This is a genomic window from Aquincola sp. J276, assembly GCF_024700035.1.
Classification (GTDB): Bacteria; Pseudomonadota; Gammaproteobacteria; order Burkholderiales; family Burkholderiaceae_C; genus Aquincola; species Aquincola tertiaricarbonis.
On record NZ_JAJONC010000001.1, the window covers coordinates 1,561,279 to 1,576,043 of the forward strand.

The 14,765-nt window shown below is 70.3% G+C and carries 10 protein-coding genes and 1 pseudogene; 6 read left to right on the forward strand and 5 right to left on the reverse strand.

The annotated features are described in order from the left end of the window. Positions 1 to 23 precede the first annotated feature (23 nt). Positions 24 to 545: a BON domain-containing protein gene (locus LRS14_RS07150; protein WP_257799083.1), complete on the forward strand. Its 522-nt coding sequence runs from the start codon at positions 24 to 26 to the stop codon at positions 543 to 545. On the opposite strand, the pseudogene LRS14_RS07155 reads toward LRS14_RS07150, so the two are convergent. The 3 genes and pseudogenes from LRS14_RS07155 to LRS14_RS07165 form a co-directional block, all read right to left on the reverse strand. Further along, positions 542 to 4,196 (reverse strand): annotated as a pseudogene (locus LRS14_RS07155) (hydantoinase B/oxoprolinase family protein). The gene LRS14_RS07150 and the pseudogene LRS14_RS07155 overlap by 4 nt on opposite strands. 8 nt (positions 4,197 to 4,204) lie before the next feature. Then, positions 4,205 to 4,873: an aspartate/glutamate racemase family protein gene (locus tag LRS14_RS07160; RefSeq protein ID WP_257799084.1), complete on the reverse strand. Its 669-nt coding sequence runs from the start codon at positions 4,871 to 4,873 to the stop codon at positions 4,205 to 4,207. Continuing rightward, positions 4,873 to 5,445, reverse strand: a complete 573-nt coding sequence (locus LRS14_RS07165) for a winged helix DNA-binding protein (protein ID WP_083440433.1) — start codon at positions 5,443 to 5,445, stop codon at positions 4,873 to 4,875. Before LRS14_RS07165 ends, LRS14_RS07160 begins: the two co-directional genes overlap by 1 nt. 182 nt (positions 5,446 to 5,627) lie before the next feature. Here LRS14_RS07165 and LRS14_RS07170 point away from each other — a divergent pair, with 182 nt between their 5' ends. The 5 genes from LRS14_RS07170 (at position 5,628) to LRS14_RS07190 (ending at position 12,044) form a co-directional block, all read left to right on the forward strand. Further along, the gene (locus LRS14_RS07170; RefSeq protein ID WP_046112234.1) at positions 5,628 to 6,593 is read left to right on the forward strand and encodes a TRAP transporter substrate-binding protein; all 966 of its coding nucleotides are present in this window, start codon (positions 5,628 to 5,630) and stop codon (positions 6,591 to 6,593) included. Next, a complete protein-coding gene (locus LRS14_RS07175) occupies positions 6,593 to 7,126 on the forward strand; it encodes a TRAP transporter small permease (protein WP_257799085.1) in 534 nt (177 codons plus the stop codon). Before LRS14_RS07170 ends, LRS14_RS07175 begins: the two co-directional genes overlap by 1 nt. A 22-nt stretch (positions 7,127 to 7,148) precedes the next feature. Next, positions 7,149 to 8,483, forward strand: coding sequence for a TRAP transporter large permease (locus LRS14_RS07180; RefSeq protein WP_046112236.1), 1,335 nt, complete (start codon positions 7,149 to 7,151; stop codon positions 8,481 to 8,483). 110 nt (positions 8,484 to 8,593) lie between these two features. Further along, positions 8,594 to 11,140, forward strand: a complete 2,547-nt coding sequence (locus LRS14_RS07185; protein ID WP_257799086.1) for a GspE/PulE family protein — start codon at positions 8,594 to 8,596, stop codon at positions 11,138 to 11,140. 55 nt (positions 11,141 to 11,195) lie between these two features. Beyond that, positions 11,196 to 12,044, forward strand: coding sequence for an SHOCT domain-containing protein (locus tag LRS14_RS07190; protein ID WP_257799087.1), 849 nt, complete (start codon positions 11,196 to 11,198; stop codon positions 12,042 to 12,044). Between the two features lie 250 nt (positions 12,045 to 12,294). Here the strand turns inward: LRS14_RS07190 and LRS14_RS07195 are convergent, their stop codons facing one another. Together LRS14_RS07195 and LRS14_RS07200 are read right to left on the reverse strand one after the other, a co-directional pair. Then, positions 12,295 to 13,443, reverse strand: a complete 1,149-nt coding sequence (locus LRS14_RS07195; protein WP_257799088.1) for a mechanosensitive ion channel family protein — start codon at positions 13,441 to 13,443, stop codon at positions 12,295 to 12,297. Positions 13,444 to 13,481: 38 nt separating this feature from the next. Then, positions 13,482 to 14,687: an SUMF1/EgtB/PvdO family nonheme iron enzyme gene (locus tag LRS14_RS07200; protein ID WP_257799090.1), complete on the reverse strand. Its 1,206-nt coding sequence runs from the start codon at positions 14,685 to 14,687 to the stop codon at positions 13,482 to 13,484. Positions 14,688 to 14,765: the final 78 nt, after the last annotated feature.

Genomic DNA, 14,765 nt, shown 5'->3' on the forward strand with positions numbered 1-14,765 from the left:
GCATCTGCACAGGAGTTCGAACGATGCAAGCGACCCACCGCAACCGGCTCGCGATCGTGGCCTCGGCCGCCGCCCTCACCTTCCTGACGGCCTGCAGCCCGCGCAGCGACGACACCGCCGCCACCGGCACCGCCGGCGGCACGGTGGCCAGCACCGAGCCCGCACCGGTGCCCACCACGCCCTCGACCACGCCGCCGGCCACCACCACCGACTCGACGACCACCACGGCGGGCAGCGGCAACACCGGCAGCACCATGGACAACGTGGGCGATGCGGCCCGCAGCCTGGGCAATGCCGCCGAGAACGCCGCCGGCAACGTGGCCAGCGCCACCGGCGACGCCAGCCTCACGGCGAAGGTGAAGACCGCACTGATCACCGCGCCCGACCTGGGTTCGCTCAACATCGACGTGGACACCGCCAACGGCGTGGTCACGCTCAATGGCGAGGTGAAGAACGCCAACGAGAAGACCAAGGCCGAACAGGTGGCCTCCACCGTGATCGGCGTCACCTCGGTGGTGAACAAGCTGCAGGTGGCCAACAGCTAAGCGGCAGGGTCCCCCCAGCCGCCGCCGCCCGGCGTGTTCAGCACGAACACGTCGCCGGGCTGCAGTTCGGCCGAGCCGATGTGCCCCAGCGTCTCCACGCGGCCATCGGCTCTTTGCACATGGTTGCTGCCCACCTGGCCCGGCCGGCCGCCCTGCAGCCCGAAGGCGCCATGGAGGCGGCCGTTGCTCAGGATGCTGGCCGTCATCGGCTCCAGGAAGCGGATGCGGCGGGTGCCGCCATCGCCGCCCTTCCAGCGGCCGGCGCCGCCGGAGCCGGCACGGATCTCGTAGCCTTCCAGCCGCACCGGGAAGCGGAACTCCAGCACCTCGGGATCGGTCAGGCGGGAGTTGGTCATGTGCGTCTGCACGACGCTGGTGCCGTCGAAACCCTCGCCCGCGCCGGAGCCGCCGGACACCGTCTCGTAGTACTGGTGGCGCGCATTGCCGAAGGTGAAGTTGTTCATCGTGCACTGGCCGGCCGCCATCACGCCCAGCGCGCCATACAGCGCATTGGTCACGCAGGTGGAGGTCTCCACGTTGCCGGCCACCACCGCCGCCGGCGGACGCGGGTTGAGCATGCAGCCCTCGGGCACGATGACCTGCAGCGGCTTCAGGCAGCCGGCGTTGAGCGGGATGTCGTCGTCCACCAGCGTGCGGAAGACGTACAGCACCGCGGCCATGGTCACCGCCTTCGGCGCATTGAAGTTGTTGGGCAGCTGCCCGCTGGTGCCGGTGAAGTCGATGGTGGCCGCCCGCGCGGCCGCATCCACCTGCACCTGCACCCGGATGCAGGCACCGTTGTCCAGCGGCAGCTCGAAGCGCCCGTCCTTCAGCGCGGTGATCACGCGGCGCACCGATTCCTCCGCGTTGTCCTGCACATGGCCCATGTAAGCGGCCACGGTGGGCAGGCCGTACTGCGCCACCATCGCATGCAGCTCCTGCACGCCCTTCTCGTTGGCCGCGATCTGCGCCTGCAGGTCGGCCAGGTTCTGCGCCGGGTTGCGCGCCGGCCAGGGGCCGCTGGCCAGCAGCGCCAGCAACGCCTGCTCGCGCAGCACCGGGCCCTGCGGGCCCACCTCCACCAGCTTCATGTTGTCGATCAGGACGCCTTCGTCGGCGATGGTCTGCGAGAACGGCGGCATCGAGCCCGGCGTGCTGCCGCCCACGTCGGCATGGTGGCCGCGCGAGGCCACGTAGAAGGCGGGCCGCGTGGCATCGGCGCCGCTGGCCTCGTCGAGGAACACCGGCGTCACCACGGTGATGTCGGGCAGGTGGGTGCCGCCGTGGTACGGGTCGTTCAGGACGAACACCTCGCCCCGCTTCATGCCCGGGTTGCGCGCGATCACGCTCTTGATGGATTCGCTCATCGAGCCCAGATGCACCGGCATGTGCGGCGCATTGGCGATGAGGTTGCCGGCGCTGTCGAACAGCGCGCAGGAGAAGTCCAGCCGCTCCTTGATGTTCACCGAGTGCGCGGTGTTCTGCAGCCGCAGGCCCATCTGCTCGGCAATGTTCATGAAGAGGTTGTTGAACACCTCCAGCATCACCGGGTCGGCCTGGGTGCCCACTGCCACGGTGCCGGCGCGTGGCCGCACCCGGTGCAGCTCCACCGCGCCGCCGGCCAGCAGCCGGGCCTGCCAGCCGGGCTCCACCACGGTGGTGGCATTGCGCTCGGCCAGGATGGCCGGGCCGTCCACATGCGCGCCGGGCGGCAGCTGCTCGCGCTGGAACAGCCAGGCATCGCGCCAGCCGGCCGGCTGCTCGTCGGCCAGGCAGTACATGCGCACCGCCTCGGCCCGCGGCACGGTGTGCAGGGGCGCCGCGCCGGCGCCCGGCGTGGCGATGCGGTCGCCGGGCAGCACCGCTTCCACCGACACCGATTCGATCTCCAGCGGCTTGTCCGGCGGCAGGAAGGCGAAGCGCTGGCGGTAGGCGGCCTCGAAGTCCGCGCGCATGCGCTGCGGCTCGGTCAGCGCCACCTGCAGCGCGGTGTCGGTGCCGCGCAGGCGCAGCTGGGCCCGGGCCTGCAGCTGCATGCCGGCCGGCTCGCCGGTCGCCTCGCCGGCCTGGGCGGCCAGCTCCTGGCGCGCGGCCGCTTCCAGCGTGGCGGCCAGGGCCTGCGCGGCGGCCAGGCCTGCAGCGTCCAACGCCTGTTCCACCGAGGCTTCGCGCATCACGATCTGGTCGGCCAGGCCCATGCCGTAGGCACTCAGCACGCCGGCCAGCGGATGCACGTACACCGTGCGCATGCCCAGGGCATCGGCCACCGCGCAGGCATGCTGGCCACCCGCGCCGCCAAAGCACTGCAGCGTGTAGGCGGTGACGTCGTAGCCGCGTGCGACCGAGATGCGCTTGATGGCATTGGCCATGTTGGCCACCGCGATCTGCAGTGCGCCTGCGGCCACGTCCCTCCGCATGCACGCTGCGGCCGCCGGCCTGCTGCATCTGCTCGGCGATGGCCTCGAAGCGGTGCAGCACCTCGGCACGGTCCAGCGGCTGGTTGCCGCGCGGCCCGAACAGCGCGGGGAAGTGCGCCGGCTGGATGCGGCCCAGCATCACGTTGGCATCGGTGGTGGCCAACGGGCCGCCGCGGCGGTAGCTGGCCGGCCCGGGATGGGCGCCGGCCGATTCCGGCCCCACGCGCAGCCGCGCCCCGTCGAAGCGGATGATGGAGCCGCCGCCGGCGGCCACGGTGTGGATGCTCATCATCGGCGCGCGCATGCGCACGCCGGCCACCTGCGTCTCGAAGGCGCGCTCGAACTCCCCGGCATAGTGCGACACGTCGGTGGAGGTGCCGCCCATGTCGAAGCCGATGACCTTGGCATGGCCGGCCGCCGCGGCGGTGCGCACCATGCCCACGATGCCGCCGGCCGGGCCGGAGAGGATGGCGTCCTTGCCCTGGAACCGGCGGGCCTCGGCCAGGCCGCCCGAGCTCTGCATGAACAGCAGCCGCACGCCCGGCATCTGCGCGGCCACGCGGTCCACGTAGCGGCGCAGGATGGGGCTCAGGTAGGCATCCACCACCGTGGTGTCGCCGCGCGGCACCAGCTTGATGAGCGGGCTCACCTCGTGCGAGATGGACACCTGGGTGAAGCCGAGCTCGCGCGCCAGCGCGCCGGCCGCGGCCTCGTGCGCGGTGAAGCGCCAGCCGTGCATGAACACCACTGCGCAGGCGCGTATGCCGCTGTCGAAGGCCTGCTGCAGCCGGGTGCGCAGCGCGGCCTCGTCCAGCGGCTGCACCACGCTGCCGTCGGCGCCGATGCGTTCGTCGGCCTCGATCACCCGCTCATGCAGCAGCTCGGGCAGCAGGATGCGGCGGTCGAACAGCCGCGGCCGCGCCTGGTAGGCGATGCGCAGCGCATCGCGGAAGCCGCGGGTGGTGACCAGCACCGTGCGGTCGCCCTTGCGCTCCAGCAGCGCATTGGTGGCCACGGTGGTGCCCATCTTCACGCAGCCCACCAGCTCCGGCGTCACCGGCTCGTCGGGCTCCAGCTGCAGCAGCCGGCGGATGCCCTCGACCGCCGCGTCGTCGTAACGGCCGGGGTCCTCGCTCAGCAGCTTCAGGGTGTGCAGCACGCCGCCGGGCGCACGGCCCACGATGTCGGTGAAGGTGCCGCCGCGGTCGATCCAGAACTGCCAGCGTGGGTCCATGGGCTTGCTCACTCGGTCAGGGAAAGCGCCGACCAGCGTTCGGTCAGCACGGTGGTGATGTCGTGCACCGTGGCGCCGGTGGCGGCGTGCACGGCGGCCGCATAGGGCGGCATGTTGGTGCATTCCAGCACGATGTGCTGCAGCGGACCGGCCTGCTGCAGCAGGCGCAGCGCGGCCTGCACCACCTCGGCCTGCGCATCGGCTTCGTCCAGCATCGGCAGGTCGTCGACCAGCGTGCGCTGCAGCCGGCAGCCGGGCGGCAGGCCGGCCACCGGCGTGGCCACGTCCGCGCCCACGGCCCGCAGGTGGGCGGTGCCCAGGGCCTGCGCATCCACCGTCACCACGCCGGCACTGCCGGGCGGCAGCTCGGCCAGCTTCAGCAGGCTGGACGTCCACACCGGCACCGGCAGCGCCGCCTGCAGCTGCGGCTGGAACATGGCGAGAAAGCCGCAGCTGGTGGCGAGGGCGGCCGCGCCCTCGTCCACCAGCTGCCGCGCGGCATCGACGAAGGGCTGCAGCAGCCCGGCCGCCTGCTCCCGCACCACGCGCTGCGGGCTGGCACCGGCCACCACCCGGCGCCGCACCGGGAAGGCGAAGGTGTGCGGATGGCCGATGTCGCCCGGCAAGCGCGGAAAGCGGGTCTGCAGCATCAGGATGCCGAGGAACGGCGCGGCCATCACAGCGAGCCGGCCGAGCGGGCGGCCTGGTCGTACATGCCGCTCATGGTGCGCAGCAGCCGGGCCAGCTCGCCCACCGGGGCATTCAGCTCGGTGTCCAGGCTTTGCAGCAGGCACTGCTCGCGCACCGCGCGGTAGGCCTGCACCGCGGCTTCGCCGGCGGGGGTGGGCTGGTAGAACACCTCCTTGCCCTGCCTGCTGGCCTCCAGCAGCCCGGCGGCCACCAGCTTCTTCAGCGAATAGGCCACCACATGGGTGTCCTCGTAGTTCAGCACGAAGCAGATGTCGGCCAGCTTCTTGTGGCGCGCACGGTGGGCCACGTGGTGCAGCAGCAGCACGTCGGTGAAGGTGAACTCGCCCTGCCCGGCCGCGGCCATGCAGCGCACCGCCCAGCGGGAGAAGGCATTGAAGGCGACGATGAGGCCGAACTCGAACTCCGACAGCTCCGCGCTGCGCGGCGACACCAGGTGCGCCGAGCTGACGATGCCCGCGCCCGGCTTGCCGCGCCGGTGCGAGCCGGCCGGGGCGGCGCTGGGAGTCGCGCGTTTTTGCATGCGGGTTGCCTGCGTCATGTCGGCAAGTTGCTGAGAAAACGTCGACGTTTTATCGCAAAGCCGTGGCCCCGGCAATGCGGTTGCCCGGCACCTCCGGGTAAGCCCCGGCACGCACCGTGCTAGCCATGCCCGTTTTCGGTGCGACAGTTCGCACACCTCTTTGCTGGAGCGACCTCATGCCTGTGACCCGTGTCCCTTCGATGCCCACCACCCTGGCCGCCACGCTGCTGACGCTGGGCGCGGTGATGGCCAGCCAGGCCCAGACCAAGTGGGACCTGCCCGCCGCCTATCCCGCCACCAACTTCCACACCGAGAACCTGACCCAGTTCGCGGCCGACGTGGACAAGGCTACCGGCGGCAAGCTCAAGATCACCGTGCATGCCAACGCCTCGCTGTTCAAGGCCAACGAGATCAAGCGAGCGGTGCAAGGCGGCCAGGCGCCCATCGGCGAGGTGCTGCTGGCCAACTTCGAGAACGAGAACCCGATCTACGGCGTGGACGGCATTCCTTTCCTGGCCACCAGCTATGCCGAGTCGAAGAAGCTCGCCGAGGCGCAGAAGCCGGTGCTGCAGAAGCTGCTGGCCTCGCAGGGCATGATGCTGCTGTACGCCGTGCCGTGGCCGCCGCAGGGCATCTACGTGAAGAAGGAGATCGCCTCGGTGGCCGACATGCGCGGCCTGAAGTGGCGCGCCTACAGCCCGGCCACGGCCAAGGTGGCCGAGCTGATCGGTGCGCAGCCGGTCACCATCCAGGCGGCCGAGCTCTCGCAGGCGCTGGCCACCGGCGTGGTGGAGAGCTACATGTCCAGCGGCTCCACCGGCTACGACAGCAAGACCTACGAGAGCATCAAGTACTGGTACGACACCCAGGCCTGGCTGCCCAAGAACGGCATCCTGGTCAACAAGAAGGCCTTCGACGCGCTGGACAAGCCCACGCAGGACGCGCTGCTCAAGGCCGCCGCCGATGCCGAGGCCCGCGGCTGGAAGATCAGCGAGGAGAAGAACGCCTGGTACAAGAAGGCGCTGACCGACAAGGGCATGAAGATCATGACGCCTTCGCCCAAGCTGGTGGCCGACCTGAAGCAGGTGGGCGGCATCATGCTGGCCGACTGGCAGAAGAAGGCCGGGCCTGACGGGGATGCGGTGATCAGCGCCTTCCGCAAGTGATGCGCCGTCTGCTGGACGGGCTGTACTTCGCGGCCGGCGTGGTGGCCGCGAGCTTCGTGGCGCTGATCGCGCTGCTGATGATCGGCCAGAGCGTGCTGCGCGGCCTGGGCGTGCGCACCGGCGCCGTGCCCGACGTGGTGGCCTGGTGCTGCGCGGCGGCCGGCTTCTTCGCGATGGCCCATGCCTTCAAGCACGGCGACTTCGTGCGCGTGACCCTGCTGCTGGAGCATGTGTCGCCCCAGGTGCGGCGCGTGCTGGAGCTGGTGTCGCTGCTGATCGGCACCGCCGCCGCCAGCTACTTGATGTGGGCTGCCGTCTCGTTCACCTACGAGAGCTGGGAGTTCAACGACATCGCCACCGGCCTGCTGCCGATGCCGCTGTGGATTCCGCAGCTGGGCTTTGCCATCGGCTCGGTGCTGCTGTGGATCGCGGTGGTGGACGAGCTGGTGATCGTGCTGCGCGGCGGCCGGCCCAGCTTCGTGGTGGCCGTGGAGCAGCGGCACGCGCAGGGCGATTTTTCTTCCGACATCTGACGAACCCGGGACCGACGCGACGATGGACATCCTGACGATGGGCGCGATCCTGCTCGTGCTGATGCTGGTGCTGCTGGCCGGCGGCGTGTGGATCGCGATGACGCTGGCGATCGTGGGCTGGGTGGGGCAGGCGTTCTTCACCAGCACACAGCCGGCCAAGAACCTGTTCTCCGCCTTCTGGGAGTCCAACGCCTCGTGGGAGCTGGCGGCGCTGCCGCTGTTCATCTGGATGGGCGAGATCCTGTTTCGCACCCGGCTGTCGGAGGAGATGTTCGAGGGCCTGCGGCCCTGGCTCAACCGCGTGCCGGGCCGGCTGATGCACACCACGGTGCTGGGCTGCGGCATCTTCGGCTCGGTCTCGGGCTCGTCGGCCGCCACCTGCGCCACCATCGCCAAGGTGGCCCTGCCCGAGCTGCAGCGCCGCGGCTACTCCGAGCGGCTCGCGCTGGGCTCGCTGGCCACCGCCGGCACGCTGGGCATCCTCATTCCGCCATCGATCACCATGGTGGTGTACGCGGTGGCGGCGGATGCCTCCATCATCCGCATCTTCCTGGCCGGCTTCATTCCCAGTGCGGTGCTGATGGCACTGTTCTCGGGCTACATCGCCTGGTGGAGCATCCGCCACCCGGCCCAGGTGCCGCCGCCGGATGCGCCCACCTCGTTCATGGAGAAGATCCGCCGCTCGGGCCAGCTCATCCCCTGCGCGGCGCTCATCGTCTTCATCTGCTGGGTGCTCATCGCCGGCTACGCCACCGCCACCGAATGCGCGGCCTACGGCGTGGCCGGCGCGCTGGCGCTGGCGGCCTGGGGCCGCAGCCTGACCTGGCGCAACTTCGTCGAAGGACTGATGAGCGCCACCCGCACCAGCTGCATGATCATGTTCATCCTGGCCGGGGCCTCCTTCCTCACCAAGACCATGGCCTTCACCGGCATTCCGCGCGAGCTGGCCGAGTGGGTGGACAGCCTGCAGCTCAGCCCCTATGCGCTGATCGCGGTGCTGGTGGGCGTGTACCTGGTGCTGGGCACCGCGCTGGACGGCATCTCGATGATCGTGCTCACCTCGGCCGTGGTGCTGCCGATGATCCAGAAGGCCGGCTTCGACCTGGTGTGGTTCGGCATCTTCGTGGTGCTGCTGGTCGAGATCGCCGAGGTCACGCCGCCGGTGGGCTTCAACCTCTTCGTGCTGCAGAACATGACCGGCAAGGACAGCAACACCATCGCCCGCGCCGCCCTGCCCTTCTTCGGCTGCCTGGTGGTGTGCATCGTGCTCGTCACGGTATTCCCCCAGCTTGTTACATGGCTGCCCGATGCGGTGATGGGAGCCGATCCGGTGGTGGCGCCGCCGGGCACCAATTGAGGGCCGGCGGCCCGGCTTATCGGCCTTTCTGGATCGGCGCGCCTGCCTAGCATGCAGGGGCGTGCCGGTGTGTCTGTTCCGGCGCTTCCCACGTGCCACGAGGACACCTGATGTCTGATCTTTCCTTGCCGCCGCTCGAGTTCTCGATGCAGGACACGGTCCCGGCCGACCTCGGCCCCGACCGCGGGCCGGCCTACGATCCGTTCAAGTGGCCCACGCCGCCTTATGCCAGCTACCCGGAGCCGGTGCGCCAGAGCCGCCCCGAGGACTGCGACCTGGAAGGCCTGAGCGGCAAGGCCCGCCCCGGCAAGCTGATGTCGCTCACGCCCGAAGCCGGCATCGCGCATGTCAAGGTGCTGCCCGCGCGCGCCGCCATCCCGCTGCGCTTCGACCAGTTCCGCCGCCTCACGCTGAAGGCGCCGCTGCCCACGCTGGGCTCGGCCCACAACGACCCGCATGCGGCCATCGTCGACCACCGGCCGGCGGTGCCCTTCCGCATCATCTGGCGCGACGGCACCTCCACCGAAGGCCTGACCATCGGCCATGTGGATGCGGCCTACGGCGTGTTCATCTTCGAGCCGGTGGACGATGCCGGCACCGTGCTGCGCGGCTTCATCCCGCGCGAGGCCTACAGCGAGGTGGAGTTCGGCACCCGCCTGGGCGAGCTGCTGGTGGAACAGCAGGCCGCCACGCCGGCGCAGATCGAGCAGGCGGTGGAAGAACAGTCGCGCATGCGCTCCCAGAAGCTGGGCGACATCCTCGTCACCCGCCAGATCGTCACCGCCGACCAGCTGCTGGAAGCCATCGAGCAGCAGGCCAAGATGCCGATGGTGCGCATCGGCGAGGCGCTCACCGCGCTGGGCCTGATCACCGGCCAGCAGCTGGACGACGCGCTGGCGCAGCAGAAGCACGACCGCTCGGTGCCGCTGGGCGAGATGCTGGTGCGCCAGGGCCTGGTCTCGCGCCAGGACCTGCAGACCGCGCTGGCCCGCAAGATGGGCTACCCCGTGGTGGACGTGGCCCACTTCCCGGTGGAACAGGAAGCGGTGCGCAAGCTGCCGTTCGCGGTGGCCACGCGGCTGACCACGCTGCCGCTGCTGCTGCGCGGCGGCCGCCTGATCGTGGCGCTGGAGGATCCCTCGCGCCGGGCGGTGATCGAGGAGCTGGAATTCGTCTCGCAGCTGAAGGTGGTGCCCACGCTGGCCACTGCCGCGCAAGTGCAGCGGGCGCTGCCCGGCGTGTACGAGCGCTTCGGCATGGACACCTCGGGCGCCCGCAACGACGACCCCAGCGCCGCCATCGAGTTCGAGCCGCAGGACGCCAGCAAGCTGGTGGAGACGCTGGAACTGCAGCATTCCAGCGCCGCCAAGGAAAGCGACGACGACCAGCCGATCGAGCAGTCGGACAACTCGCTGGTGCGGCTGATCAACCAGATGATCATCGACGCCCACAACCAGGGCGTGTCCGACATCCACATCGAGACCTACCCCGGCCGCGAGAAGCTGAAGATCCGCTTCCGCAAGGACGGCGTGCTGCGTGCCTACCTGGAGCTGCCGCACACCTACCGCGCGGCGCTGATCGCGCGCATCAAGATCATGTGCGACCTCGACATCTCCGAGCGCCGCAAGCCGCAGGACGGCAAGATCAACTTCGCCAAGTTCAGCCCCCAGCACAAGCTGGAGCTGCGCATCGCCACCATCCCCACCAACAACAGCCTGGAAGACGTGGTGATGCGGCTGCTGGCCTCGGCCAAGCCGCTGCCGCTGGAGAAGCTGGGCGTCTCCGAGCGCAACTACAAGCGCCTGACCGAGGCCGTGGGCCGCCCCTACGGCATGGTGCTGTGCGTGGGCCCCACCGGCAGCGGCAAGACCACCACGCTGCATTCCGCGCTGGCCAAGATCAACACGCCCGAGCGCAAGATCTGGACGGCCGAGGACCCGGTGGAAATCACCCAGGCCGGCCTGCGGCAGGTGCAGGTGAATGCCAAGATCGACTGGACCTTCGCCAAGGCGCTGCGCGCCTTCCTGCGCGCCGACCCGGATGTCATCATGGTGGGCGAGATCCGCGACGGCGAGACGGCGCACATGGCGGTGGAGGCCTCGCTCACCGGCCACCTGGTGTTCAGCACCCTGCACACCAACAGCGCGCCGGAGACGGTGACGCGGCTGCTGGACATGGGCATGGACCCGTTCAACTTCGCCGATGCGCTGCTGGCGGTGCTGGCCCAGCGGCTGGTGCGCCGCATCTGCGCCCACTGCCGCGTGGCGAGCCCCGCCACCGAGCAGCAGGTGGCCGAGCTGCTGCACGACTACCTGCATGTGTTCCCGCCGCAGGACGAGCGCTTTGCCGGCGAGACGGAGGAGGCGCTGCTGGCGGACTGGACCGCGCGCTTCGGCAGCAACGGCAAGCTCATGCACTACCACGCGCCGGGCTGCAAGCACTGCGACGACAGCGGCTTCAAGGGCCGGGTGGGCCTGCATGAGCTGCTGTCCATGTCACGCGAGCTGCGCCGGCTGGTGCAGACCGGCGGCCGCGTGGAGGAGATCCTCAACACCGGGCTGGCCGAAGGCATGCGCACCCTGCGCCAGGACGGCATCGAGAAGGTGCTGCAGGGCCTGACCACCATCGAGGAAGTGCGCGCCACGAGCAACACCTGACATGGCAAGGCCTCAGAATCACGGGTTTCACAGCCCACGAGCGACGAGGCCTTCCATGCGACAACTTTCTCCTGCCGGCCAGGACGCAGTCAACGGCATCGCCCAGCGGCATGGCTTCAGCGCCGATGCGGTGACGCACATGCTGGAAGCCGTGATCAACGGCAACGGCGGCATGGCCCAGTTCAGCCATCCCGAGTTCGCCGGCTCCGGCCAGTGGATGCGCGGCGGCATGACGATGGTGTCGGACATGTTCAACAACCAGCTCAAGAGCCGGGTGGACAGCCTGTGCGCCGAGCTGTCCGAGCTGGTGTCCAGCCAGCCCGACCTGGTGCGCAGCGGCAGCTTCCAATCGCAAAGCCAGGGCGGCGGCTACGGCCAGCAGCAGCACAGCGGCGGCCAAGGCGGCGTGCAGAGCAACGACCGCAACAGCTTCGGCCAGGCCAGCCTGTTCGTGCCGGCGGCGTCGGGCGGCGGCAGCGGCGACTGGTGGCCCGACGACCTGCGCTGGCCCAACAGCACCGGTGCGCAGAACAACGTGCGCTATGCCTACTTCGCCCAGGCCCACCGCCTGGCCATCGACGTGGGCGGCCGCGTGACCGTGTACGACACGCAGGACCACAACATCGGCGGCTTCGGCCAGCAGCAGTCGGGCAGCGGCACGCTGAGCTTCAACAGCCAGTACGGGCTGGTGGACGTGGCGTCGCTGCCGGTCGTGTGGTCGTCGGACGGGCAGCCGCAGCAACAGCCGGCGGCTTCGTTCTCGTCGTCGTCATCGTCGCCCTCGCCGGGCGAGCAAGGCGACGTCTTCGCCACCATCGAGCGCCTGGCCGACCTGCGGTCCAAGGGCATCCTGAGCGACGAGGAATTCGCGGCGAAGAAGGCGGAGTTGTTGAAGCGGATTTGAGTTCTTGGCGGGGGAGGCCATAGGTGCTTGGACGCCGCGGGAGGGCGGGGCACTGGCCTCCGGGACTGTCCCCCGGCCCCAGCCTAGGGCTGGGACCTCCTCCTCTTATGTCCCTGCGCCCAGCACCCCACCGTCCCGCGTGGCCCTCGCTGCCGCCTCGAGCGGAACACATCACCCCGAAGCTACGTGCTGCAGGCACATCGTCAGCGATAGGCATTGAGCCCCGTTCCATCAGCCATCAGCACCGCAGTCAGTTCAACGCCGAAGCCGCCCCCCGCCCGCCAGACGCCCGCCCGTCGCCCGCCGGCATGTCGATCGGCACCGGCCCCTGCACGATCAGCGTGCGGGTCGGGAACGCGAACTGCACGCCGATGCCGGCCAGCTCGCGCATCAGCGCCAGGTTGATGCGCTGCTGCTCGTCCATGTAGACGTTAAAACCCGGGTCCTGGACGATGTAGACCACCTCGTAGTCCAGCGAGCTTTCGCCAAAACCCTTGAAGTGCGCCCGGTCGAACTTCAGCCGATCGCTGGCCTGCACGATGCGCTGCACGATGCCGGGCACCTGCTCGGCCTGCTCGGGCGTGGCGTCGTAGGTGATGCCGAAGGTGAAGACGATGCGCCGGGTCTGCAGCCGCTTGTAGTTGTTGATCGTCTGCTTCAGCAGCTCGGTGTTCGACATCACGATCTGCTCGCCCTGCAGGCTGCGGATGCGCGTGGTCTTCAGGCCGATGCGCTCCACCGTGCCGGCGGTGCTGCCGATGACGATGAAGTCGCCCACCTCGAAGGGCTTGTCCACCGCGATGGAGACGCTGGCGAACAGGTCGCCCAGGATGTTCTGCACCGCCAGCGCGATGGCGATGCCGCCCACGCCCAGGCTGGCCACGAAGGCGGTGATGTTCACGCCCAGGTTGGCCAGGATGGACAGCAGCACCACCGCCCATACCAGCGTGCTGGCGCCCCAGGCCATCAAGGTTCCGGCGGCGCTCACCTGCTGCGGATTGGCGCTTCCCGCCGTGTGGCGCTGGTGGTAGGCGGCCAGGCCGGCCTGCACCGCGCGGTTCATCCACAGGCCCATCTGCACCGCCAGCGCCAGGAACCACAGGTGCTCCACCCGGCTGTGCCAGCGGTCCGGCAGGTCCAGCACGCCCACGCCGATGAGCACCGAGGCCACCAGGATCAGCCAGCGGTTGGTGCCGGCCAGCACGTTGACCAGGAAGTCGTCGATGCGCGTGGCGGTGTGCTGCGCCACCTTGCCCGCGCGTGAGACGGCGAAGCGCAGCGCGGTGGTCAGCACCAGGTAGGCGATGCAGGCCGCCAGCAGGCCCCACAGCAGGTTGCTCAAGGGCACGCCGCCCAGCCGGGTGACGCCAAACCAGTCGATCAGTTCGCTTTGATTCATGGCGGCGCATGCGGCAAGCGCCGTGCCGCCACCCGCGGTTACAAGGCCGCGCTGCGGAAACCGGTGAAGCCCTCGTCCCGCTCGGCCGCGGCAAAACGCCGCGCCTTGGGGTGGGCGATGCGGTGTGGCTCCAGCGCCGCCACGCCGCGCAGCACCCGCAGCCGGCCATCGACGCCGCCGGCCGCGCCGCCCGGCCAGGCGCGGGCATGGCCGGCCACCCATTCGCGCACGCCGCCCCAGGCCCAGCCGCGCGCGCCGCCCTGCATCGCGGCCAGTTCCCATTCCACCTCGGTGGGCAGCCGGCGGCCGGCCCAGCGGCACCAGGCATCGGCCTCGTACCAGTTGACATGCAGCACCGGCTGCGCGGCCGCGGCGCGCTGCAGCCGGCCGAAGCGGCGCAGCAGCACGCCGTTGCGCAGCTGCTCCACGTCGCGCGGGCTGCGCCGGCCCTCTCGTTCCACCCAGGCCCAGCCGTCGGCATGCCACCAGCGGGCCTCGTCGTAGCCGCCGTCCTCCACGAACTCGGCGAACTGCGACCAGCTCACCGGCTGGGCGTCGATCTCGAACTCGGGCACCGCCTCCTCATGCGCCCACTGCTCGGACGGCGGCACGTAGCCGCCCGGCTGCGACCCGAGCGGAAAGCGCTGCGCGCCGAACAGCAGCGGCTGGCGCAGCGGCAGCACCGGCGCCGCGACGGCCAGCGTGGCGGCGCCCTCCAGACCCAGCGCCTGGGCCAGCGCGGCAAAGCGCTCGACCAGCGCGTCCTCGTACATCAGCGCATCGCGGAACCAGTGCAGGTCGTCGTCGTCCTCGCCGGCCAGCAACTCCACCGTGACATCCAGCGTGTCGGCCAGGTAGGCGCGCGTGGCGCCGAAGTCGGGCAGCGCCATGTGCCAGCGGGCGGCGCCGCCCACGGCGTCAGGGTTCCACCAGCCGTCGGCGCCGGGGTCGATGCTGGCCAGCGGCGCACGGCCGCGGTCGGCCTGCGGGCCGCGGGCACGCTGCAGGTTGCGGGCGATCCAGCGCTCCTGGTACCAGGCCGCATGGCCGGCCAGCCAGCGGGCCGGCGCCAGCACCGCGGCATCGGCGGTGGGCAGGCGGCGGGTGTCGGGCGCGCCCTCGAACAGCGCCAGCCAGCGCAGCGTGCGGTTGCGCGCGTCGATGAAGGCCAGCGACAGCACGTCGGCATCGGCCACGCGCATGCGGCGCGGGTCGGCAAGCAGGGCATCGATGGCACTCGACATCAACGCGGATGGACAGCGGCGGGCATGCCATGGATTATCCCGGTGCGGGCCTGTCGCACCAGCGACAAAGCCGAATCG

Coding starts and splice junctions, on each gene's coding strand:
- LRS14_RS07160 (WP_257799084.1), bottom strand. CDS start 4,873: ATGGCCGCGCCGTTCCTCGGCATCCTGATGCTGCAGACCCGCTTTCCG.
- LRS14_RS07195 (WP_257799088.1), bottom strand. CDS start 13,443: ATGAATCAAAGCGAACTGATCGACTGGTTTGGCGTCACCCGGCTGGGC.
- LRS14_RS07150 (WP_257799083.1), top strand. CDS start 24: ATGCAAGCGACCCACCGCAACCGGCTCGCGATCGTGGCCTCGGCCGCC.
- LRS14_RS07180 (WP_046112236.1), top strand. CDS start 7,149: ATGGACATCCTGACGATGGGCGCGATCCTGCTCGTGCTGATGCTGGTG.
- LRS14_RS07185 (WP_257799086.1), top strand. CDS start 8,594: ATGTCTGATCTTTCCTTGCCGCCGCTCGAGTTCTCGATGCAGGACACG.
- LRS14_RS07200 (WP_257799090.1), bottom strand. CDS start 14,687: ATGTCGAGTGCCATCGATGCCCTGCTTGCCGACCCGCGCCGCATGCGC.
- LRS14_RS07175 (WP_257799085.1), top strand. CDS start 6,593: ATGCGCCGTCTGCTGGACGGGCTGTACTTCGCGGCCGGCGTGGTGGCC.
- LRS14_RS07165 (WP_083440433.1), bottom strand. CDS start 5,445: ATGACGCAGGCAACCCGCATGCAAAAACGCGCGACTCCCAGCGCCGCC.
- LRS14_RS07170 (WP_046112234.1), top strand. CDS start 5,628: ATGCCCACCACCCTGGCCGCCACGCTGCTGACGCTGGGCGCGGTGATG.
- LRS14_RS07190 (WP_257799087.1), top strand. CDS start 11,196: ATGCGACAACTTTCTCCTGCCGGCCAGGACGCAGTCAACGGCATCGCC.